This window comes from Belnapia sp. (genome assembly GCF_059504005.1).
The window spans coordinates 1-21,851 of record NZ_JCACHU010000133.1 but is presented as its reverse complement, the minus strand read 5'-3'; the positions used below and the strand labels follow the sequence as shown (position 1 = coordinate 21,851).

Here is a 21,851-nt window from a genome sequence, read left to right as displayed (position 1 = left end):
CATGACCGCCCAGCTTGCAACCCACCCCGCTCCGTGGCCCGGTTCCTCGCTGCGAAACCGGGCCGGGACCGGCGCCGCAAACATGCGAGGTCGCCCATGAACGCCCATGTCGGGATGAGCATGGTGTCCAACCAACCCTATGGGTTGCGCGAGCATCCGTTCCGGATGACGCCGGATGCCCGCCTCTACTTTCCGAGCACGATCCACAGCCGAGCCTACGCGCACTTGCTCTACGGCCTGGCGCAGAACGAAGGCTTCGTCGTGATCACCGGCGAGGTCGGCGCCGGCAAGACAACGCTGGTCGAGCATCTGTGCGAGCAGCTCGATCCGGCAACCTATGTGGTGGCGCGCATCGCGACCTCGCAGGTTTCAGGCGATGACCTCCTCCGCTTGGCGGCGGACGCCTTCGGCACGGAGACGGAAGGCTCGAAGGTGGCCATCCTGCGCGGCATCACCGCTGCCCTGCGAAAGGGCGAGCGGCGCTACCTGCTCATCGTCGACGAGGCACAGGCGCTGCCCCTGCCAGCGCTCGAGGAGCTTCGCATGCTCTCGAACATCACGGGGGAGGCTGGGCAGGCGCTGCTGCAGACGATCCTGCTAGGCCAACCGCAATTCCGGAGGACGCTGGCGAGCCCGGATCTCGACCAGCTCCGCCAGCGGATCCTCGCCTCCTACCACCTCGGCCAGCTCTCGCGGGAGGAAACCCACGCCTATATCGAGCACCGCATGCGGGCGGTTGGCTGGAACGGCGTGCCAGGCTGGGGCGAGGGCGCGATCGACCTCGTGCATCAACACAGCGGTGGCGTCCCGCGGCGGATTAACCGGCTCTGCTCGCGGGTACTGCTCGGCGGCGAGCTCGAGCATGCGCCGCAGCTGAGTGCCGCCCTGGTCGAGGCGACGGCACTGGAGCTCGAGGATGATCTGGGTGGCGGCTTCGAGCCGGAGGCGGCGGCGGAGGCTGCCGCGCCCGCCTCCGTAGCGAAGGCGCTCGCCGAGCTCGATCAGCGCCTGGCGCGACTCGAGCACATTGTTGCGCAGCGCGAGCGTATCTATAATCGCCTCCGCGACCTGTTCGGCGACTCGGTGACGGGCCACAAAGATTTCCGGCCATGATGGGGCTGGTAGACAGCCGTCGCCGGATCGAGGCGCTGCATGTCAATGGAGGATTCCTGCGATGACACGGCAGGCCACGTCTCCGCGCCTTGCGAACGCCATGAGCGTCGATGTCGAGGATTGGTATCAGGTCCAGGCCTTCAGCGGCACCATTGCCCGCGGCGACTGGGACCGGCTGGAATCCCGGGTGGAAGCGAATACGGATCACGTGCTGCGCCAGTTCTCCGAGGCCGGGGTGCAGGCCACCTTCTTCACCCTGGGCTGCGTGGCGCAGCGCAGCCCGGCCCTGGTGCGCCGCATCGTGGCCGCCGGCCATGAGCTCGCCAGCCATGGTTGGGATCACCGCCTGGTCCATGAACTGGGCGAGGCGGGCTTTCGCGCCGATATCCGCCGCGCCAAGCGCGTGCTCGAGGATATCGGTGGCGTCGCGGTGCGCGGCTACCGTGCCCCGACGTTCTCGATCAGCCCGCGCAGCACGCCTTGGGCGCACGCCGTGCTGGCCGAGGAGGGTCATACCTACAGCTCCTCGGTCTTTCCGGTCCGCCACGACCTGTATGGCGCACCGGATGCGCCACGCGGGCCGCACCGGCCGCATTCCGATGGGGTGGTGGAGCTGCCGATGACGACGGTGCACCTGTCCGGGCGCAACCTGCCCTGCGCCGGCGGCGGCTGGTTCCGGCTGGTGCCCTACGCGCTGTTCCGGGCGGGCCTGTCGCGCGTGAACCGGCAGGAGCAACGCCCGGGGCTCTTCTACTTCCATCCCTGGGAGATCGATCCGGACCAGCCGCGCGTGCGCAAGGCCAGGCGGCTGTCGAAGTTCCGCCACTATACCGGCCTCCGCAGCATGGCCACGCGGCTCGACCGGCTGCTGCGCGACTTTGCCTGGAACCGGATGGATGTGGTCTTCGCCGCTGAACTCCCGGCCGCGCCGACGCCACGCCTCGCTGCGGAGTAAGTATCATGACCGTGCGAATCCGCGAGCTTGGCGATGGAGCCGCCGAGGAGGCCGCGTGGGACGCCTTTGTGCGCGCGACGCCCGCGGCAACCTTCTTTCATCTCTCGCCCTGGCGGCGGGTGATCACGCGCGCCTTCGGCCACCGCACCTACTACGCGCTGGCCGAACAGGATGGCGCCATCGTCGGCGTGCTGCCGTTGGCGCGCATGCGCACGCGGCTCTTCGGCGACACCCTCGCCTCAACCCCCTTCTGTGTCTATGGCGGTGCCGTCTCGACCACCGAGGAAGCCGGCGCGGCACTTGAGGCGCATGCGCTGGCCTTGCAGCGCCGCCTTGGCGTGCCTTGCCTGGAATATCGACGTTTGTCGGCACCTGATCCAGGCTGGACGGAGCGCCCACCGCTCTACTTCACCTTTCGCAAGCCGATTGTCATGACTGGCGACGATGCGAAGGATTTGCAGAAGAACATCCCACGCAAGCCGCGCGCGGAAGTGCGCAAGGCGATCGAGCGTTTTCGACTGACCAGCGTGTCCGATGGCGACACTGATCGGCTGCACCGGATCTATGCCGAGAGCGTACGCAACCTCGGCTCCCCGGTCTTCCCGCGCCGCTACTTCCGACTGCTCGGCGAGACCTTCCCGGGCGAGCACGACGTGACCACGGTGCTGCACGAGGAGCGGCCCGTGGCGGCGGTGCTGAACTTCTACTTCCGCGAGGAGGTGCTGCCCTATTATGGCGGCGGCACGGCGGCGGCACGCGGCCTGTCAGCCAACGACTTCATGTACTGGGAGGTGATGCGTCGCGCTGGCCGCGAGCGTGGCGCCACGCTGTTCGATTTTGGCCGCAGCAAGGCCGGGACCGGGGCCTTCGCCTTCAAGCGCAACTGGGGCTTCGAAGAGGCGGCGCTGCACTACTGCTATCGGCTGGCGGAGGGCGCCCGCATTCCCGACAACAACCCGAACAACCCCAAATATCGGCTGTTCATTGCTGCCTGGAAGCGACTGCCCCTGCCGGTCGCCAATCTGCTCGGTCCGCCCCTGGTGCGGGGACTGGGCTGAACAGTGCGCCAATGAATAAGCCTCGGCTGCTCTTCCTATGTCATCGAATTCCGTATCCCCCCGATAAGGGCGAGAAGATCCGAGCCTGGCATTTCCTCGACCATTTGGCCGATCGCTGGGCGATCGATCTTGGCTGCTTGGTGGATGACCCAGCGGATGCCGTGTATCTGCCGGCGCTGCAGGCGCGTTGCGAGACGGTGATGTGCCGGCCCTTGCAGCCCCGGCAGCGCCTGGTGCGCGCGCTGCTGGGCCTCCGGCCAGGACGGCCGCTGACGCTCGACTGGTTTGACGAGCCGGAGTTGCGGCGTTGGGCCCAGGGCGGGCTCGCGGCGGGGCGGTATGACGCGGTGTTCGTCTACTCCTCGGCGATGGCGCCCTATGCGATGGGACCGGCGGCAGAGCGGCGTCCCGGGCTGCGCCGGGTGCTCGACATGGTGGACGTGGATTCCGAGAAGTGGCGCGCCTATGCCGAGGACGGCGCCCGCTTCCCCAAGCGCCAGGTCTGGGCCAGGGAGGCGCGGACGCTGCTCGCCTTCGAGCGCCAAGCAGCAGCCAGCTTCGACGTGACGCTACTGGTCTCCGAAGCGGAGCGGATGCACTTCATGTCGCTAGCTCCGGAATCCGCCGGACGCGTGGTGGCGCTCGACAACGGGGTGGACCTTGAGCGGTTTGCGCCCGCGCCACCCCCCCCGAGCCCTTACCGCCCGAAGGCTGGGCCTGCGCTCGTCTTTACCGGCACGATGAATTACCGGCCGAATGTCGATGCGGTATGCTGGTTTGCCCAGGCCGTGATGCCACTGCTGCGGATGCGGCGGCCGGCACCGGAGTTCCACATCGTGGGCACCCATCCCGCACCAGCGGTGCGCGCGCTGGCAGCACTGCCTGGCGTCCACGTAACCGGCCGGGTGCCGGATGTGCGGCCTTACCTGGCCCATGCCGCGGTCGCGGTCGCGCCGTTGCGCATCGCCCGCGGCGTACAAAACAAGGTGCTGGAAGCCATGGCGATGGCTCGACCGGTGGTCGCCTCCTCAGAGGCCTTTGCCGGCGTGCGTGCCCATCCGGGTCGGGATCTGTTGGTAGCGGATGGCGCCGAGGCGATGGCGCGGCAAATTGCTGAGGTTTTAGACGGCCATCATCCGGACCTCGGCATCGCAGCACGCAATGCTGTCGTTGCCGGCCATGCCTGGACCGGCAGTCTGGAGCGACTCGACGCGATCCTGGACAGCTCGCATGACCGCAAGCGGGAGGCAGCATGACTGAAGAGATGCACCACCACGTTTCGGCGTGCGGCTTTAGACATTCACGACGGCGTTCACTTACTGACTTGTGCTTGATCTGCACCATCGCGCTTCCAGCGCGCTACGTAGGGTGATGACCGCATGATTGCCGCCTCGACGCCCCCAACGAACGGCTGTTCGGTAGCTAGGATGGTGGTCCTGCCCGAGGTGGACATCATCGTACCCTGCTACAATTACGGACGCTTCCTGCGCACCTGCCTCGGTAGCGTGCTTAGTCAGACTGATTGCCGGGTGCGTGCCCTTATCATTGACGACTGCTCGACTGATGATTCACTTGAGATCGCCCGCATGATCGCGGCCGAGGAATCACGCGTGCAGGTAATCGCTCACTCGGTAAACCGGGGGCACATTGCCACCTATAACGAGGGCATTGAGTGGCTTGCCGCTGACTATATGCTGCTGCTGTCGTCGGATGACATGCTAGCTCCGGGTGCTCTCGCACGTGCCGTCCAGTTGATGGAAGCCGAACCGAGCGTCGCCTTCGTCCATGGCCCTGCCATCCGGTTTGGAGATGAGTCCGAACTTCCGGAGAAGCTTTTGGACGAGCAAGCGCCACCCAGCTCGAAGCGAATTCTTTGCGGCTCTGACTTTATCCGTAAATTATGTACTCAACCAATAAACTCAGTTGAAACGGCAACCGCGGTTGTTCGCACCGCCCTGCAGAAGCAGGTCGGCGGGTACCGACCGGAACTGCCGCATTCAGGCGACATGGAAATGTGGCTCCGGCTCGCTGCCCATGGCAATGTCGGTGAAGTTTCACAAACGCAGGCTTTTACCCGCATCCATGCCCACAATATGCGACATGGCTACAATGCCGACCGTATGCGGGCAGATTACGAGCAACGCCACAAGGCTTTCCAGGTTTTTTTTGAAGGCCAATCTGAAAGATTGGTAGACGCTGAAGAGCTCGCACGACTCGCCTATCATTCGCTTGCGGAGGAGGTGCTTTGGGCGATTGCGCGGCACCTAGAGGAGGCGAAGGAAGATGCCGCGACGGCACGTTTGATGGATCTAGCTTTGACTATCGACAGCACAATTCGCAGGAAGCCGCTTTGGTGGAAGACCGTTGTAAAACGTGCCCTCGGCCCGCGCTGTTGGCAGGCACTGGCGCCTGCCGGGACTGTGCTTAAACGGATTACGCCGCGGTCCGGCGGCCGGACAGTAAAATCTAAGGGCCATTCATTATGATCTGCCGCAATGGCTCGCACAGCGCATGAAAGTTTTACACGTTTTGCCTTTTCCAGGAATTGGTGGCACGGAGATAGCGACGCGGCGCATCGCCGAGGCCGTACGGCCCTTCGGTATACTAAGCACCGCCCTCCTTCTGCGACCAACGATGGGACTGCGCGCCTATCTCGAGGAAGGCGTCATCACTTGCCTTGACAGCGTTGAACGGCCTGAGCCAAGCCTCCTGCGCGAAGCGTCATCCTTTCTGCGTACCTCCAACGCGCTGGCAAAAATCTTTCGTGACTTCGACATCATCCATTGTGCTGATGTTTCTGCCGCCTACCGTGTCGCCGTCGCTGGCCGCCTTGCTGGCCGCCCTGTGCTGTGCCACGTGCGCAATCGAGAGACGCGGATCGATCGACGAGAGCGCATTTTCATCAACGCTGCGAACCATTTTGCGTTTGTATCTCGCAATACACTCGACCATTTTCCTATGCGGATACGGTCTTCCCGCAGCAGCATTCTCTACGATGGAATTGATATCCCGCCTCAGACCACTCGAACGGAGCGCGCAGCGGCAGCCCGCGCGGTACGGGGAGAATTTGGCCTGCCCGACAACACCGTCATCGTTGCGATGTTTGCTCGCGTTCACCCGCAAAAGGATTATTTCACTCTGATTCGGGCGGCGGCGCGGCTGCGTGAAGCGCAGCCGGCGCTCCACTTTCTAATAGTTGGTGATAATTCCGAATTCGATACAAACCGACAGCATTTCATCGAGGTGCAAGATTTCGCGCATCGTGCCGGCGTTTTAGATCGCTTCGTGTTCGCTGGCTTTCGAACCGACTTAGTACGCTTAATGTATGCTGCTGACCTCTGTGTCCTCTGCACGCATTTTGAAGGCCTTCCACTCGTGCTGCTCGAAACAATGGCGGCCGGACGGCCCTGCATCGCCACCGCCGTTGACGGTGTTCCAGAGGCGTTGACCGACGGCGTTACTGGATTGCTGCACCGGGCAGGTGACGCCGAGGGGCTGGCAGCAGCCATCACACGCCTCATCGCGGATCCCGAGCAAGCCGATGCGCTGGGAGCTGCTGCTCGAATTGAAGCAGAACGACGGTTTGGCCGCGACCGCTTCGCCAGTGATGTGCAATCACTTTATGAAAAGCTCAGAGCTACTCAGAGCAAAGGTTCGGCGCGTGAGAGGACAACTCGTGCGGCGGCCGGTTGAATGCCATTGCTGCCCGAGGCAGCAATGGTAGTGGCCGCAAGACTACGCCTCAATGCTCTCCCACATTCTCCTTCGCTAGAAAATATGAAACCATGAACTTAACCCCGTTAAAGACTATCTTTGCTTGGCGGCTGATACCGAAGACTTTTGGTGTTTGTCGGTGGCGGGGCGGTTATACCTAAGATGCCGTCAACCCTTGTCATAACTCGCAATGAACCCCGATGTTCTTAAACATCTGGCAGCAATTTCGGTTACGCCAACTCAGGAATTTTTCCGATCGCAAGTACTAGCATTTTTAAGGGAAACTTACTGATGCAGGGGCTGCCAGCAAGTATATCCTACCTAATACTCACCCGCCGAAGCCGACATCAATCTAGGGTGAAGGTAACACGCTTGACCGTCTCTCAAGTCGTTGAGGCCAATCAATCCAGCATCATGCGGTATCCATGAGTACGATCCGACGCTCTCTCGCCTTTTCCTTTGCAGAGAAATACGGCTCATATGCTCTGAGCCTTGTCGGTACCGTAATTGTTTCTCGCCTTCTCACGCCAAAGGACTTCGGTCTTTTTGCCGTTGGCATGGCCGTGGTCATGTTGATTGACGTACTCCGAGATTTCGGGGTCGGTAACTTTCTCGTTCAGGAAAAACATATTACCAATCAGCACGTACAAGCTGCCTTTACGATTACGCTTATGTTGTCTTTTGTGTGCGCGCTCGGGCTTTTGCTCGGAACCGAGACTATGGTAGCGTTCTACAACGAACCTGAACTGCGACACCTTATACCCCTATTCGTAGCTAACTTCTTGCTTTTACCGTTTTCTATGCCCAGCTTCAGCTTGTTGCGGCGAGATATGGCTTTTGACGCAATCGCGGCAATCAGTCTGCTATCGACGCTGGTCAATCTAAGCGTTGTTGTGGCATTGGCGCTTCTAGGCTATGGTTTTATGAGCCTTGGTTGGGCAACGCTTGCTGCAAGCCTTACGCGAACGATTATAGCCAACGCGTTCCGCCCTTGCTTCTGGGCTTGCCGCTTGTCGTTTAAGGAGTGGCGCAGGTTAGTGCATTTTGGTACATACTCAACGGCGACAGCTATTATCAATGTTTTTCAGGACCAATTACCACAGCTGATTATTGGGCGGACACTTGGCTTCACTTCACTAGGCTTTTTTGGACGGGCGGTGACGCTATGCCAACTGCCGGACAGGCTCGTGATCAGCGCTCTCAATCCGGTCGTCCTGCCGGCGCTGTCGGAACGAGTGCGTCGGAATATCGATTTAAAGCCAACTTACCTTCAAGCGCTTTCCTACATATCAGCGTTGCAGTGGCCTAGTCTGGTCGTACTCGCTTTGCTTGCGGAGCCTGTTGTTCTAGTGCTACTTGGGCATCAATGGCTCGAAGTTGCACCGCTGGTCCGTATAATGGCAACTGCCTCGCTTGCCATGTTCCCGGCTTTTATGACCTATCCTACCCTTGTTGCGCTTGGCCGAGTTCAAGATACTTTTGCAATGAGTTTAATTTCGCTGCCACCTTCTATTCTCCTCATTTTTCTGGCTTCACCTTTTGGATTGCAAGCGGTCGCAGCAACGCAACTGATCAATGCGCCGTTGCAAGTGATCGTAGCCTTGAGCTTCATCCGGCGGCAGATTGGCGTCTCTTGGCTGGAGATTGCACTTGCGGTCCGGCGCAGCGCCGTCGTCGCGCTCTGCGCGGCCGCAGCACCGGCACTGGTCGTCATCATCCATGGCGGCTTCGGGAACACCATGTCGCTTGCGGCTGCGGCGCTCGCCTCGGTCGGCGCCGGCTTAGGATGGATTGCCGGTCTGATCCTGGCGGATCATCCGCTCCTCGCCGAGCTCCGCGACGGGTTGAGGGTGATCAGCCGCCGCATCGGCCGATCCGCCTGAAGGGCGTGCGCGCGCCGGGCGCGCCGACAAGAGCCCGCAGGTTCTCTGCGCTGCGGGCTGTGGGAAGCCGCCTCGCCGGTGCTGCCACGGCGGCCCGGCCAGCGTCCGGTCGGGTCCCGGGCGGCGGGCCTGTGCTCACCGGATCCAAGGTGGTGCGCCGTACCGGCCTCGGGTGCCGTCCCAGAGGCCGGTCAGCATGCCGCGCAGATTGCGCCAATAGCTTCGCGGTCGCCGCGGCGTCGTGCTCCGGACATACCAAGCCAGCAGGAGGAGGTTCTCGAACCAGAAGGCCACGCGGGACATCGGCAGGGCTGACCGCACCAAATGCTCGTAGGCCAGGAACCGATTCCGGAACAGCAGGTAGCATTTGTTTTCTGTCGCCTCGGCGGAATAGGGCAGTTTGCGCCGGAACCCGATCCGGTTGATATAAATGACGGTGGTGTGGAGCGAGGCCTGGTAGCCGTAGATCTGGTCGTCGCCCTGCATGAAGAAGCGCTTGTCCGGCAAGCCGATCCGCTCGACCACGCGGCGGTGGATCAGGGCTCCTTCGAAGCAGCCGTAGTTGACCGGGATCCAGGTGCGCCCGTTCTCGAAGCCGATATCGCTGGGGAAGGACTTCTTGCTGACGGTGGTGGGATCCAACACGCCTTCCCATGGAAACGCCCGGCCATCACTGCCGATGCGACGCGGATGGATGAAGTCAGACAGCGACGCGAACTCCAACAGGGTGGCCAGCGCCTCCGGAACCGCCTCGACATCGTCGTCCATCACCCAAATCCAGTCGAAGCCACGCTCGAACGCCCATTTCATGCCCTCATAGAAACCGCCGGCGCCGCCGCTGTTGACTGGGAGAGACAGCTGCGACAGATGGGCGAACTCGATGGCCAGCATCTCTGCCGTCCCATCCGTGCTGCAGTTGTTGACGACGAGGATGGTGTCCAGCCGTCGCGTTTGCGCCTCCAGGGAGCGGAGGCATTCCCGCAACAAGGTCTCGCGGTTGTACGTTACAACAACAGCACAAACCTGAGCGCTCATGCGATCTCCTCCTCGAAAACATTGAGGGCTCGGCCAACGACCTGATCCATGTTGTAATTGCGGTAATCGGCCAGCCACCCTGCGAATATGACAGAGCCCTTTAGCTTCTCGGCCTTTTTGGCATAGTACTCGTACTGTAGCCGGTTCTGCTGGGGTGGAATGGGGTAGTACGGCTCATTGGTCCCGGGCAGGTAGGGCTGCGGGTATTCCCACACGATCGCGGTTCGGTCATGCGTCTGGCCTGTGACGTATTTTTGCTCGGTGATGTGGGTGAATTCCTCGTCGTTGGGGTAGTTAACGGTACCGACCGGCTGGTAGCAGGGCTGGTCGAGATTCTCGAATTCGAAGCGCAGGCTGCGATGGGGCAGCGTCATGAACGAGTACTCGAAATACTCGTTGATCGGCCCGGTGAAGATTGTCCGCTCGACGCTCATCGTGGAGCGTACTGCCTGGTAATCCGTGTTGAGGACGACGCCGATCTTGGGATGCGCCAACATCCGAGCAAACATGGCGCTGTAACTGGGAGACGGCACGGCTTGGTAAGTGTCTTCGAAGTAGCGGTCGTCGTGATTGAGCCGCACCGGCACTCGGCCAGTGACGGCGGGATCCAACTGCTCCGGCGTCAATTGCCACTGCTTCACCGTGTAATTGCGAAAGACATTGTCATAGATGTAGTCAGCGAGTTGGCGCACCTGCGCGTCGGGGTTTTGGCGCAGTTTGAGGATGGGGACCTTGCGGTCCTGCCCGTACAAGCAGAGCAGCCTGTCCGCCAGCCGCTGCGCATCGGCCGACCCGTAGGTCGCGGTCAACGAGTTCAGGTTGAACGGCAAGGGGATGTACTGGCCGCCGATCCGGCCAAGAACCTTGTGCTCGTAAGGCCACCACTCGGTGAAGCCCGACAGGTAATGCCAAACCTTGCGAGAGTTGGTGTGGAAGATGTGCGGTCCGTAACGAAGAACGAGGATGCTGTGATCATCCTCGCAGTCAAAAGCATTGCCGCCGACCTGCGGCCGGCGGTTCAACAGCAGGACCCGCTCGTCGCGCCGCGTTGCGAGCCGCTCCGCCCGGGTACAGCCTGTGAAGCCAGCGCCAACAATCAGCCATTTCACCCGCATGCTTAACCCTCAAACCGCGCCATTGTTAGTTCGCTGCCAAGATCCACGCCATCGTTGCATTATTCCCGCCAGAAGGTACGCGACAACAATGAACATTGGATAAGCCGGCGCCGCCATGCGCTTTGGGCGCAGGCCCCATCCGGATGGCGTGTTGGGCAAGCGGACATGGGGAGGCCGCCGGCGGCGCCTTCTCCGACCTTGCCTCTGGGGGCCTGCCATGGCCTGCAGCAGTCCTGCCCTGCCTTGCCCGTGGCGGTCTGCCACCTTACGGATGATCCAGCAGTGCCCCATAGCAGCGGAACATGATCTGCTGATCATAGTCGCGCTCGGCCTTCGCCCGATTCTCTTCGCCAACCCGCCGGCGCAACACCGCATTCTGCAGCAGTGGCCGCAGGGCGGCCGCCAGCCCGCTTGGGTCGCAGGCGCTCAGGAAGGGCTGGTTGGCAGAGGCCAGCATCTGCGGGACGTCGCCGACCCGCGTGGCGGCGACCGGCAATCCCGTTGCCATCGCTTCGAGCACCGACAAAGGCATCTGCTCGGTATCGGAGGACAAGGCAAAGACGTCGAAACCGCGATAGGCGACGGATGGATCCGCCATGCCGCCGGTGAAGAGCATCCTATCCGCCAGCCCGAGCTCGGCGGCGAGGGCTTCGAGGCCTGGGCGCTCGGGCCCCTCGCCCACGATGGCGAGGCGCAGCGCTAAGCCCTCGTCGCGTAGCAGCCCGGCAGCCCGGAGAAGCCGGGCGAGGTTCTTTTCCGGCCGCAGCGCGGCAACTGTGCCAACCACCGGGCCTGTGCCTGGGACAGACAGAGGCGACCGCTCGATTGTAGGCTGGAAGCGGTCAAGATCGAGGCCGTTTGGGATATGGCGCAGGCGAGGTGCGGGCAGACGCCAGACCTTTGCAGCAAGGGTCTGCAGTGTGAGCGAAGGCAACACCACCGTGCTGCGCCGCAGGACAAAGCGCCGAATCAGGACACGCCGGCGAATCTGCCCCTCTACCTCTTCCGGGCCAAAACCGTCCTCAATATGCACATGCCGAACGCGGTGGCGCCCTAAAACCAACTGATTTGCCATCGCCCACTCGATGGAGCCCCAGTTGTGGGTCACCAACACATCTGGAGCGAGGTCTTTCAAGATGCAGCGGAAGCGGCTCAAATTCTCTAGCGTTGCGCTGCGGCGGATGGCGACCTTTGGAAACATAACGTCAAGCCCGGGGTCGAGCCGTGCGGCACAATCGGTCCGGCCATCCATAGCGACAATTGCATGTCGCCAAGCACCTCCATGATGATTTGCCAACGCAGCAAAGCGTACCTGTGCTCCCCCAACGACGAAGCTAGGAAAGATGCTGAGTATCAGCGGAGGGCGGCCGGTGCGGGGCCTCTCCGATGACGGGCTTGGTGTTTCGCAACAGTGCAGCACATGTAACGGTTCAGACCGAAAGTTGGCAGTCGAAGGCCTCACGGCGCATACTCCGCCACCACCGTTCTATTAATCATATCAACCTTTGCTTTCCGCCACATCATTACGATTCCGGTGGTGCGGCGATGCGGTCCGCCTTGCCCGCCCAGCTCAGACCACAAAGCAAGATTTCCTTATGCGCGGCCCTGACCGGGCTCAGGCGCAGCACCAGATCCCCAGCTAGTCGTCGTACAGGCTGCGAAATCGCTCCGGTCCCAATCGGGTCGGACAGCAGCGCCGTACACACGTCCTGCAGCACTTCACGGATGTTAGGTTGGTCTGTCGCCACGATGGCGCAACTTGCGGCCACGCACTCAACCATCTTGAGTGGCAAAGCATAGGGCACTGAGGCAGGCTGCAATGCGATGTCAAAGTCGCCGAGGGGGCGTGAGATATCCTCTGGCCGCACAAGATCGATGAAGCGCACCCGGTCGGCGATGCCATGCTCGGCCGCCAACTGCTTGAAACTCGGCCGAGCTGATCTTCTGTCGGCTCCCTTGAGTCGAAGCTGCAGGTGCCCCTGCCAGGCGGCGAGCACGCACACCACGGCATCCACCTCACGCCATTCGCGCACGACGCCGACAAAGCCGAGCGTCAGCTCTTGTCTGGCCGTGTCCTCGGCTATGGATGATCGGAGGCTTTCCGGAAAATCGGCCAGATCGATGCCGTTCGGCGCCACGACAATGCTTTCGCGCGGTGCGCCCACAGCGGCCATCTCGGCCGCCAACACTTCCGTTACCGGCAACGCGCGGTGGTCGGTACGCCAGACGAAGCCCTCTATAGCGTGGTCGCCGCTAAGGGTAGCCTGCTCGCAGCTAGGAGGGCCCACCACCAGCACCTCCTGGCCCGCCACGCAGCGCCGCGACCATCGCATCTCGATGCACGCTCTGGCCATCCCGGGACTGGATGCGGTGGCTGTAGAGGATCCTCATGGGCTTTCCATTTCCGGCCATTGGCAGCCCGTGCGGCGGCTCATGCCACTTCCATCGCCGTTGTCGCGGACTGTCCTGCGGACGGGGCATCAGCGGCGAGGAATCCCTCGAACACCAGCAGTTGCCACAGCGCCTGGGTGTGGTCGAAGCGCCCGCTCTCGTGCTCCGCCACCAGGCGGCTCAGCGCCGCGGCGTCAAACAGCCCGCTATCCAGCATAGGGGCCCCAAGCAGTCGCGCCCGCACCTCGGCCGCGCCATGACGGAACTGCCCACCGATCGAGGCGGCGAAGCCCTGCTTGCCCCGCGTCAGGATATCGGGCGGCAGCAGCCTGGCGGCCGCTTCGCGCAGGACGCGCTTGCCGATCCCGCCGGCGAGCTTGCGCTGCGCCGGCAGGGCCATGCCCCAGGCCACCACATCATGGTCGAGAATGGGCGGCCGCACCTCCAGCGACACCGCCATGCTGGTACGGTCCACCTTGGTCAGGATGTCGCCCGGCAGGTAGGTCAGCACATCGGCATATTGCGCCTGCAGCAGCGGCTCCGCCGGATCGCATTCTGCCATCGCGGCGGCGATGCGCGCCGCTGGCTCATGCCCGGCAACGGCGGCGCGCAGGCTGCGCGAGAGCAGGCCGCGGCGCCGCTCCTCCTGCAGCTTGCAGACCGTGCGGTAATAGCCGAGCGCGCTGTCGAGGCTGATTTCCGTCAACGTGTTCTTGGCGCGCAGCCAGCGCGGTGCGCGGTCAAGCTTGGGATAGGCGCGCGCCAGCGTGCCGATGACGTGCCGGCGGATGCCGGCGGGAAGATGGGTGCGCACCGCCTCGGCCAGCATGTGCCAGCGGTAGCGCCGGTAGCCGGCGAAGACCTCGTCCCCGCCATCGCCCGACAACGCGACGGTGGCGTGCTGCCGCGCCAGCCGACACACCGCCAGCGTCGGCACCGAGGAATGGTCACCGAAGGGCTCGCCGAAAATCCGCGCCTGGTCCCGCGCCATGGCGAGGTAGTCGGCGGTGCCCGCCTCGGCATGGTGGAGCGTCCCGGCCTTGGCCGCCACCAGCGCCGCCGCCGACCGCTCATCGGCCGCGCCGGGAAAGCCGATGGTGAAGGTGGCGAGCGGCGGTCCGGCCGCCGCAGCGGCCTCGGCGGCGAGGCTGACAACCGTGCCGGAATCTATGCCACCCGAGAGGAAGGCGCCGAGCGGAACATCGGCCATCAGCCGGTCGCGCACGGCGGTCCGCAGCAACGCTTGGAGCTGCTGCGGGGCGTCCATACCCGGATCCGCCGCGACCGTTGTCGGCGGCGCCCAGTAGCGTTGCGGCGTGACCTCACCGCCCGGCTCCAGCAGCAAGAAATGTGCCGCCGGCAGCTTGCGAATGTCGCGCCAGATGCAGCTGGGATCCGGCACATAGCCCAGAGCGAGGAAGTCGTCGGCGGCGACCGGGTCAATCCGCCGCGGAATCTCGGGCAGGGTCAGCAGCGCCGAGATTTCCGAGGCGAAGGCGAGGCCGCCATCGGGCAGGCGCGCATAGAGCAGCGGCTTTTCACCCAAGCGGTCGCGCGCGAGCAGCAACTGGCCGCGCCGGCGATCCCAGAGTGCGAAGGCAAACATGCCGCGCAGCTTATCGAGACAGCCAAGCCCCCACTCTTCCCAGCCATGAATGATGGCCTCGGTGTCAGACCGGGTGCGGAAGACGTGGCCAACGGCCTCGAGCTCCGGCCGGAGCGTGGTGTGGTTGTAGATCTCACCGTTGAAGACCACGACAACGGAGTTATCGTCATTCGCCATGGGTTGCGCGCCACCGCCTAGATCAACGATGGCCAGCCGGCGATGGCCGAGGGCAACTCCCGGCTCGGCGTGGAATCCGTCTCCATCCGGGCCGCGGTGACGCAGCGCATCCGCCATGTTCCGCACGCGCCGGAGATCGGGCTCCATACTGCGTGCTTTGGCGAGGACACCGACAATTCCACACATCTCAGTGGTTTCCTCTTGGCCGTAGCTGCGGCCGTCTCGCGGGCAAGCACGGCGTCATCACGGTTCTAGGTAACCCAATAGGCGCGCCGGGCGGGCGCCCCCATCACGTGGTGGGACGGCACGGCGCTATTCGCCGTCACGCCCATCGCCATTGTATAATTCTGTGACGCACCGTCACTGCCATCTCCCCGCTCATGTATCAGGGCTTGACAGATACGCTCCAGAAAATGGTGGCGCTGCATGGATGCACCTCCATCCCAAGCCATGACAGCAACTGCCCTCGCCGCGGTTGGCAGCTCACCGCCACAAAGTCGTGTATCATTACTAGGTCAACTGCCAAGCTACAAGACAATCCTGATGCAGTCGACGTTGGGTTGCGGAGATGTTCTGAAACCGGCTCGACCTTCGGCGTTGGCGGCACCATGGGACGGAGGCCATCGACTCGCCCGCTCGCCTTGATCGAGGCTGGTCTGGGAGGCGCGCCCACTTCGCCCATCACCATGGTAAGCGCTGCAGTTTAGGCCAGCTGTCCGAGGAGGGGTGCCAAGAGACGCATGATCTTAGCTTTCAACGCCGCATCTCAACGGCTTTTTGGCCTGCATCGTACATGTTACGGAGACCTTTCTCGTCGGTCGCGCTCGCGCTCGGCCTGGCGGCGCGGCCCTTGCGGTCAAATAGGGTGGGCCTGGGCGGTGGACGTTGTGGTGTCGGCCGCCCCCGGTCGGATGGTCGACGCGCTGATGGCCCAAGCCTGCCGTTCGGTCCCCCGCCTCAGACGGACCTCTGGTCTAGCGCGCGCCTTGCTGGAGGAGGACGACGCGGAAGGTGGTGAGGAGGATGCGGAGGTCGAGGCGGAGGCCGCGGTTTTGGATGTAGTAGAGGTCGTAGGTGAGTTTGTGTCGGGCGTCCTCGACGGAGGCGCCGTAGGGGTAGTTGATCTGGGCCCAGCCGGTGATGCCGGGGCGGACGCAGGCGCGGTCTTTGTAGTGGGGGATCTGCTGCTCGAGTTGCTCGACGAAGGCGGGTCGCTCGGGTCTGGGTCCGACCATGGCCATGTCGCCGCGGAGCACGTTGAGGACCTGCGGGATTTCGTCGATGCGGCTGAGCCGGAGCAGGCGGCCGACGCGGGTGACGCGGGGGTCTCGCTTGCTGGCCCATTGGGGTGTACCGGAGGCTTCGGCATCGACCCGCATGGAGCGGAACTTGTAGACGGTGAAGCGCCGGCCGCCGAGGCCGACGCGCTCCTGGCCGTAGAAGATGGGGCCGCGGCTGTCGAGCTTGATGGCGAGGGCCACCAGCAGCAGCAGGGGCAGGGTGGCCAGCAGCAGGGCCAGGGCGCAGGCCAGATCCAGGCCGCGATGCGCCGCAGCCTTGAGCTGCCCCTGGCAAGTCGCACGTGCCGTGACCAGCCAACCTTCCGGAAGCTGGTTCAGATCAAGGTATATCCGGTCCGACACGCCAAGCTCCACAAGCCGTCGATGATATAGCGTCGCCTGCGCAACACTTTGTTGGAAGCAACATAGTCAGGCCAACATGCGTGTGTACTACAAATATGTAATGTCAGCAATAAAACGTTTGTGATAGGAACTTTTCGGCACGTCATTCCGCAGTAACTCGTTTATACGCGGATTGCAGTCTTGGGAGACAACCTACGGTATTGAAGATTTCCAAGAAACACGCTCGACGTGTGCTGCGCCTTTCTCAACGGCGTCTCGACCCAGCAAGTCGCCGCTTCGCCGAAGGGCTGGTGGTGGGCCTTGCGATGTCCGCCGTGCTTTGGGTGATCATCATCTGTTGTATCATCTTTTGGTAGCGCTCGGCTGAAACGATGTACATCTCCGATGGGTATGACTTACCCGCGCTGCGGCTCGTTCCGCGGTTGCTCTGGCTCTGGCCCTGACGCTTGTCTCGTCCCTGATGCTGGCCGCTTGGCCGCAAGGGGTGGCGCCGGCGATGGGCGCGCACTTCGCGGGACCGGGTGGCGCTTGATTAATGCCTTAACGAGGGACTTCGCCGAGTCCGGTATCGTCGTCGCCAAGGGGCCACAGCACATAGCCTCGCCTGCTTCTTAGGTGAAGGATCCTTCTTCTGGCCGACCGCAAGCGGCTCGCCTTTGCTTGGTTGTGCTGGCCGACAAACTGCGCAGGTTGGATAAGTGCACTGAGGATCTCGACTGTGAGATTATGCGCGGCACGAAGGACGACGAGGCGGCCTGGCGGCTGACGACCATCCCAGGCCTCGGCCCGGCCCCGATCCGCATATCACATACGGGTCTGCGGCAAGTGCCCGACCGCATTGGAAGCCAAACACAGCTATGGACATCGGGTAATCGCGGCCTGGGCGGAGACCGCCCAGAGTGCCTCGATCCGGGCGGCGTCGCCCGGCATCTCGCAGGGTGGGAGGCTTTCGATGACCCGGTTTGTAGGACTGGACGTTTCGCAAAAGCTGACGGCCATCTGTATCGTTGACGGCACTGGCCGTGGGCTATGGCGCGGTCAATGCCAGACGCATCCCGAGCAGATCGAGCAAGCCGTTCGGCGGCATGCAGGCGATGAGGCGGCGATCGGGGTCGAAACGGGCCCCATGACGCCGTGGCTGGTCCATGAACTGCGCGGACGAAATCTGGACGTTGTCTGCCTTGATGCCAGGCATGCGCGGGCGGCGTTGCAGATGCAGATCAACAAGACCGACCAGAACGACGCTGAGGGGTTGGCCCAGATCATGCGGACGGGCTGGTACCGCGCCGTGCACGTCAAATCCTATGAGGCGCACCGGGCGCGCGCACTGCTTGGGGCGAGGGCTCAGCTGGTCGGCATGACCACGCGCCTGTCGAACCACATCCGCGGCGTGCTCAAGGTATTTGGGCTGCTGCCCGGTGCCATGCGCGGCCTGCCGTTCGACCGTCGGATTGAAGCTCTGCTCGCCGAGCACGACGACTTGGCGCCCGTTGTTCAGCCCATGTTGGCGGCCTGGCGAGGGCTGCGCGCGTAGATCGCAGCCTTCGACAAGGCGGTCCGGACAATGACAAGATCAAGTTCAACATATCGCCTGCTGATGAGCGTGCCCGGCATCGGCGTCGTGTCTGTTCTCTCCTATGTCAGCATGGTGGAGGATCCAACGCGCTTTGCGCGATTACGCTCGGTCGGCGCCCATATGGGCTTGACGCCCAAGCAGTACCAGTCGGGCGACACCGACCGAAGCGGCAGGATCTCGAAATGTGGTGACGGCCTTGCCCGTACGCTCATGTACGAGGCGGCCGTGGTTATCTTGACCCGGGTCAAGCGCAGTTCCGGCCTGAAAGACTGGGCGCTGGCGATTGCACGTCGGTCGGGCTTCGGCAAAGCGCGTGTGGCTCTGGCACGCAAGCTTTCGGTCATCCTGCACAGCATCTGGCGCTCGGGCGAGCCGTTCCGCTGGTCCGAGGACAAACACACGGAACAGGTGCAAGCCGCTTGACCGTTGACTGAGCTTCATCCGGGCTGAACGCCGGATGTGAGGGTTGCCCGCCGGGGCGAGGGTGCAGGCTGGCTGCGAGGGAGGGCCTTGAGCCACATGCGGTGCATGTGAGCTCGTTGTGGACATTGCAGCGCCTGTGCTTCGAACCAGATCTTGCGGCGACCTTTTTCGACCGCGAAGAGAACCGTGACCTCGGCTTGGCAATACCCTCTGTATGTAGCCTATTGACAAGCAGCACGCGATTAGAGAACGGCCCCACCGCACATGGGCCATCTCGGCTTTCTAGCAGCACGGTCGCCTGCGGTCAGCGATCCGGTCTCGTCTGGACAATGTTGGTTTCCGCGAAGCGGCTTCCAATCATTTCACACTCTTCAGGAGCGATGTGGCCGTCGGCCTTTGCCGCTTCTCGGTCATGCACATGAACTTTTCGGGCTAGGCTGGCCTGGCCTGGTGTCCCGGCATCGCCAACCTGCTGCCGGGTTGGCAGAGCCTTACCGGCCTGCAGTCGTGGCAGGAGTTCCTTTAGCGCCTAAACCATCCCAGCTCACGAGCGGCACCGTCGCCGCGTTGGCGGGGCTCGAGAGGCTGGGATCGGCCGACCACGCGGTGTGCCGCGGTCATGCCAACGATGCGGTTACCAGTCGTCGCCGTCGCCGCCGCGGCCGCGACAATGTGGGGGAGGATGGATCGGGAAAATCCGGTGGCGCTGGCGATGACATCCCCGATGAGGCCGGGTTGGATGGCGGCGAGGGGCCATTCGTATCGGCCGCCGCCATGCGCACAGCGTTGAGGGCCATGACATGGTTGGCCATTTGCTGCATCTCCGCCAGGCGGCGAAGTTCATCGGCAAGCAACCAGGCAGGATCACTAGGGCGGCGCACCCAGAGGCCGACCCAGGCATTTCTGCCGGGTCCAGCGATCGCATTGATGAACTTCGATGGGCTGACCTGACGCCCGTCATGTACCACGCTGCCGTTCGTAACCAAGGCGATATAAGTGACACCGCGATGCTTGAACGAGAGTTCCGTCCCGGCCGGTAGCGTCAGGTCCTTCCAGCGATAACCGCCAGAGGTGGTCGGGACAGCCATGGATGAGTTGCCATCGGCGACTGCCAGCTCGAGCAGATCCAATGCCAGGCGCCGTATATCGGTGCCTCTTTGCGTGGCAAGGGTCGCCAGCCGCACCCAGACCGACCAAGACAGTTCCAATGTCACGGTTGCGACGGCGGAGCCAGATCCCTCGTGGTCTGGGATGCGGCCCTCTGTTACCGGCAAAGCAGCCGCGCTGCCGCCACCTCGGGCCGGCATCTTGGGATCAAACTGCTTGGTCTTCACCGCTGTAAGCTCCTTTTAGCACGACCTGGGCAGTCGGAGGTCAAAAAGGTGGCCTGGCTTGCGCTTGCAGTGTGGGCACTGGATTGGCGTGACCAGATGGACAACCAGCTGGCTGCTGATGGTGCGAGACACGGCTGGTCCGCGTGGTGATGGTGGCGGTCCCGAGTGTGACCCAAGCATTACTCCCAATCCGTTGGATCTGTCAGCCAGAACGGCGAGGTCACAGCCAAGCAAGGCGATGCTGGCCATCGACAGCCATCCGGCTTGCGCCCGAGGGCCACACCGTAAGGCATCAGTTTAGGCGGCTTCAGGCGTTGCGAATCGCTGCCGCGCAAGGCGCAGCGCATTCTGCGCCGTGTGGTCGAGAGCTTGGGTTCGGTCCCCCGCCTCAGACGGACCTCTGGTCTAGCGCGCGCCTTGCTGGAGGAGGACGACGCGGAAGGTGGTGAGGAGGATGCGGAGGTCGAGGCGCAGTCCGCGGTTTTGGATGTAGTAGAGGTCGTAGGTGAGTTTGTGTCGGGCGTCCTCGACGGAGGCGCCGTAGGGGTAGTTGATCTGGGCCCAGCCGGTGATGCCGGGGCGGACGCAGGCGCGGTCTTTGTAGTGGGGGATCTGCTGCTCGAGTTGCTCGACGAAGGCGGGTCGCTCGGGTCTGGGTCCGACCATGGCCATGTCGCCGCGGAGCACGTTGAGGACCTGCGGGATTTCGTCGATGCGGCTGAGCCGGAGCAGGCGGCCGACGCGGGTGACGCGGGGGTCTCGCTTGCTGGCCCATTGGGGTGTACCGGAGGCTTCGGCATCGACCCGCATGGAGCGGAACTTGTAGACGGTGAAGCGCCGGCCGCCGAGGCCGACGCGCTCCTGGCCGTAGAAGATGGGGCCGCGGCTGTCGAGCTTGATGGCGAGGGCCACCAGCAGCAGCAGGGGCAGGGTGGCCAGCAGCAGGGCCAGGGCGCAGGCCAGATCCAGGCCGCGATGCGCCGCAGCCTTGAGCTGCCCCTGGCAAGTCGCACGTGCCGTGACCAGCCAACCTTCCGGAAGCTGGTTCAGATCAAGGTATATCCGGTCCGACACGCCAAGTACCCCTTGTTGAGACGTTTACTGAATATTAAGGCATTGGTTGACAATCTATCTCCAAAGTGGCGGCCTGTCTCAGGATTTAGAAAGACCTGGAATAAACTTTCTGTGAAAAAACCGTTGATTATGCGTTGCGTTACGCGTTAGCTTAGTCCGTTCCTCGGAGCCCTGATCAATCTATGGTCGTTCAATCCTCGTCAGAATTGAAAACCGTGCCAGGCTCGCGGCCATCATTCCGTGAGATTGATCGCAACACGCGTCGTTTCGGTCAGGGTGTTGTTGTGGCACTTGCAGTATCCGCTATGCTCTGGGCTTTGATATTTGTGTCCTTAAAATACTAGAGGCCGTTATGGACTTCTAGTTAGTTGCGCGACCTGTTTGAGCATGAGGCAGACGAAGGCGACGAGGTGCAAGTCGGCGAGGGTGCTGGCGTAGCCTTCAGAGTCTTTGAGCAACCGACGAAAACGGGTCGCCCAGGCAAAGCACCGCTCGACCACCCAGCGCCGCGGCAACGGCACGAAGCCACGCTTGGTGTCTGGCAGTTTGACCACTTCCAGCTCGATGCCATGCGCTGTGGCGGCGTCAGCGGCCTTCGGACCGGTGTAGCCCCCATCGACATAGGCCAGGTCGACGCTCTGGCCGGTGGAGGACTGCACGGCCTGGGCCAGCCGGCCCGCCTCGGCGCGGTCGCCCGTGCCCCCTGTGTCACAGCAGTTGTCGCGTGGATAGGATCGCGCAATGAGGGGGCGCG

General features: G+C 63.0%; 18 protein-coding genes. 9 read left to right on the top strand and 9 right to left on the bottom strand.

The genetic code is table 11. The features are described 5' to 3' along the window. Positions 1-96: 96 nt before the first annotated feature. The 7 genes from AC5JJ1_RS17785 (at position 97) to AC5JJ1_RS17755 (ending at position 8,723) form a co-directional block, all read left to right on the top strand. Complete coding sequence (locus AC5JJ1_RS17785; protein ID WP_495786445.1) at positions 97-1,113, top strand: AAA family ATPase; 1,017 nt, start codon at positions 97-99, stop codon at positions 1,111-1,113. 100 nt (positions 1,114-1,213) lie between these two features. Beyond that, positions 1,214-2,068 carry an XrtA system polysaccharide deacetylase gene (locus AC5JJ1_RS17780; protein WP_495786444.1) on the top strand — a complete coding sequence of 285 codons (855 nt, stop codon included), beginning with the start codon at positions 1,214-1,216 and terminating at the stop codon, positions 2,066-2,068. Between the two features lie 5 nt (positions 2,069-2,073). Then, the gene (locus AC5JJ1_RS17775) at positions 2,074-3,126 is read left to right on the top strand and encodes a FemAB family XrtA/PEP-CTERM system-associated protein (RefSeq protein ID WP_495786443.1); all 1,053 of its coding nucleotides are present in this window, start codon (positions 2,074-2,076) and stop codon (positions 3,124-3,126) included. Between the two features lie 11 nt (positions 3,127-3,137). After that, positions 3,138-4,382, top strand: coding sequence for a TIGR03087 family PEP-CTERM/XrtA system glycosyltransferase (locus AC5JJ1_RS17770; protein ID WP_495786442.1), 1,245 nt, complete (start codon positions 3,138-3,140; stop codon positions 4,380-4,382). 171 nt (positions 4,383-4,553) lie between these two features. Next, a complete protein-coding gene (locus AC5JJ1_RS17765) occupies positions 4,554-5,612 on the top strand; it encodes a glycosyltransferase family 2 protein (RefSeq protein WP_495786441.1) in 1,059 nt (352 codons plus the stop codon). Between the two features lie 25 nt (positions 5,613-5,637). Beyond that, positions 5,638-6,819, top strand: coding sequence for a glycosyltransferase family 4 protein (locus AC5JJ1_RS17760; protein ID WP_495786440.1), 1,182 nt, complete (start codon positions 5,638-5,640; stop codon positions 6,817-6,819). Between the two features lie 446 nt (positions 6,820-7,265). Then, entirely contained in the window at positions 7,266-8,723 is a 1,458-nt protein-coding gene (locus tag AC5JJ1_RS17755) for a lipopolysaccharide biosynthesis protein (RefSeq protein ID WP_495786439.1), read from the top strand. 135 nt (positions 8,724-8,858) lie between these two features. Here AC5JJ1_RS17755 and AC5JJ1_RS17750 read toward each other — a convergent pair whose 3' ends face one another. The 6 genes from AC5JJ1_RS17750 to AC5JJ1_RS17725 form a co-directional block, all read right to left on the bottom strand. Continuing rightward, a complete protein-coding gene (locus tag AC5JJ1_RS17750) occupies positions 8,859-9,758 on the bottom strand; it encodes a glycosyltransferase family 2 protein (protein WP_495786438.1) in 900 nt (299 codons plus the stop codon). After that, positions 9,755-10,873 carry a UDP-galactopyranose mutase gene (glf, locus tag AC5JJ1_RS17745; RefSeq protein ID WP_495786437.1) on the bottom strand — a complete coding sequence of 373 codons (1,119 nt, stop codon included), beginning with the start codon at positions 10,871-10,873 and terminating at the stop codon, positions 9,755-9,757. Before glf ends, AC5JJ1_RS17750 begins: the two co-directional genes overlap by 4 nt. Positions 10,874-11,138: 265 nt before the next feature. After that, positions 11,139-12,293: a glycosyltransferase family 4 protein gene (locus AC5JJ1_RS17740; protein WP_495786450.1), complete on the bottom strand. Its 1,155-nt coding sequence runs from the start codon at positions 12,291-12,293 to the stop codon at positions 11,139-11,141. A gap of 103 nt (positions 12,294-12,396) precedes the next feature. Further along, entirely contained in the window at positions 12,397-13,185 is a 789-nt protein-coding gene (locus AC5JJ1_RS17735; RefSeq protein WP_495786436.1) for a glycosyltransferase, read from the bottom strand. Positions 13,186-13,304: 119 nt separating this feature from the next. Next, on the bottom strand, positions 13,305-15,233 hold the full coding sequence (gene asnB / locus AC5JJ1_RS17730; RefSeq protein WP_495786435.1) for an asparagine synthase (glutamine-hydrolyzing): 1,929 nt from the start codon (positions 15,231-15,233) through the stop codon (positions 13,305-13,307). Between the two features lie 788 nt (positions 15,234-16,021). Further along, the gene (locus AC5JJ1_RS17725; protein WP_495786431.1) at positions 16,022-16,690 is read right to left on the bottom strand and encodes an exopolysaccharide biosynthesis polyprenyl glycosylphosphotransferase; all 669 of its coding nucleotides are present in this window, start codon (positions 16,688-16,690) and stop codon (positions 16,022-16,024) included. 952 nt (positions 16,691-17,642) lie between these two features. Between AC5JJ1_RS17725 and AC5JJ1_RS17720 the strand changes: the two genes are divergently transcribed. Together AC5JJ1_RS17720 and AC5JJ1_RS17715 are read left to right on the top strand one after the other, a co-directional pair. After that, entirely contained in the window at positions 17,643-18,224 is a 582-nt protein-coding gene (locus AC5JJ1_RS17720; protein ID WP_495786434.1) for an IS110 family transposase, read from the top strand. 63 nt (positions 18,225-18,287) lie between these two features. After that, positions 18,288-18,689 carry a transposase gene (locus AC5JJ1_RS17715; RefSeq protein WP_495786433.1) on the top strand — a complete coding sequence of 134 codons (402 nt, stop codon included), beginning with the start codon at positions 18,288-18,290 and terminating at the stop codon, positions 18,687-18,689. A 617-nt stretch (positions 18,690-19,306) separates the two neighbouring features. On the opposite strand, the gene AC5JJ1_RS17710 is transcribed toward AC5JJ1_RS17715, so the two are convergent. The 3 genes from AC5JJ1_RS17710 to AC5JJ1_RS17700 form a co-directional block, all read right to left on the bottom strand. After that, positions 19,307-20,023, bottom strand: coding sequence for a hypothetical protein (locus tag AC5JJ1_RS17710; RefSeq protein ID WP_495786432.1), 717 nt, complete (start codon positions 20,021-20,023; stop codon positions 19,307-19,309). A gap of 405 nt (positions 20,024-20,428) precedes the next feature. Next, complete coding sequence (locus tag AC5JJ1_RS17705; RefSeq protein WP_495786431.1) at positions 20,429-21,097, bottom strand: exopolysaccharide biosynthesis polyprenyl glycosylphosphotransferase; 669 nt, start codon at positions 21,095-21,097, stop codon at positions 20,429-20,431. Between the two features lie 350 nt (positions 21,098-21,447). Continuing rightward, the coding region (locus AC5JJ1_RS17700; protein WP_495786430.1) for a transposase at positions 21,448-21,851 on the bottom strand (404 nt) is incomplete at its 5' end.

Coding starts and splice junctions, on each gene's coding strand:
- AC5JJ1_RS17785 (WP_495786445.1), top strand. CDS start 97: ATGAACGCCCATGTCGGGATGAGCATGGTGTCCAACCAACCCTATGGG.
- AC5JJ1_RS17780 (WP_495786444.1), top strand. CDS start 1,214: ATGAGCGTCGATGTCGAGGATTGGTATCAGGTCCAGGCCTTCAGCGGC.
- AC5JJ1_RS17775 (WP_495786443.1), top strand. CDS start 2,074: ATGACCGTGCGAATCCGCGAGCTTGGCGATGGAGCCGCCGAGGAGGCC.
- AC5JJ1_RS17770 (WP_495786442.1), top strand. CDS start 3,138: ATGAATAAGCCTCGGCTGCTCTTCCTATGTCATCGAATTCCGTATCCC.
- AC5JJ1_RS17765 (WP_495786441.1), top strand. CDS start 4,554: ATGGTGGTCCTGCCCGAGGTGGACATCATCGTACCCTGCTACAATTAC.
- AC5JJ1_RS17760 (WP_495786440.1), top strand. CDS start 5,638: ATGAAAGTTTTACACGTTTTGCCTTTTCCAGGAATTGGTGGCACGGAG.
- AC5JJ1_RS17755 (WP_495786439.1), top strand. CDS start 7,266: ATGAGTACGATCCGACGCTCTCTCGCCTTTTCCTTTGCAGAGAAATAC.
- AC5JJ1_RS17750 (WP_495786438.1), bottom strand. CDS start 9,758: ATGAGCGCTCAGGTTTGTGCTGTTGTTGTAACGTACAACCGCGAGACC.
- glf (WP_495786437.1), bottom strand. CDS start 10,873: ATGCGGGTGAAATGGCTGATTGTTGGCGCTGGCTTCACAGGCTGTACC.
- asnB (WP_495786435.1), bottom strand. CDS start 15,233: ATGTGTGGAATTGTCGGTGTCCTCGCCAAAGCACGCAGTATGGAGCCC.
- AC5JJ1_RS17720 (WP_495786434.1), top strand. CDS start 17,643: ATGACCCGGTTTGTAGGACTGGACGTTTCGCAAAAGCTGACGGCCATC.
- AC5JJ1_RS17715 (WP_495786433.1), top strand. CDS start 18,288: ATGAGCGTGCCCGGCATCGGCGTCGTGTCTGTTCTCTCCTATGTCAGC.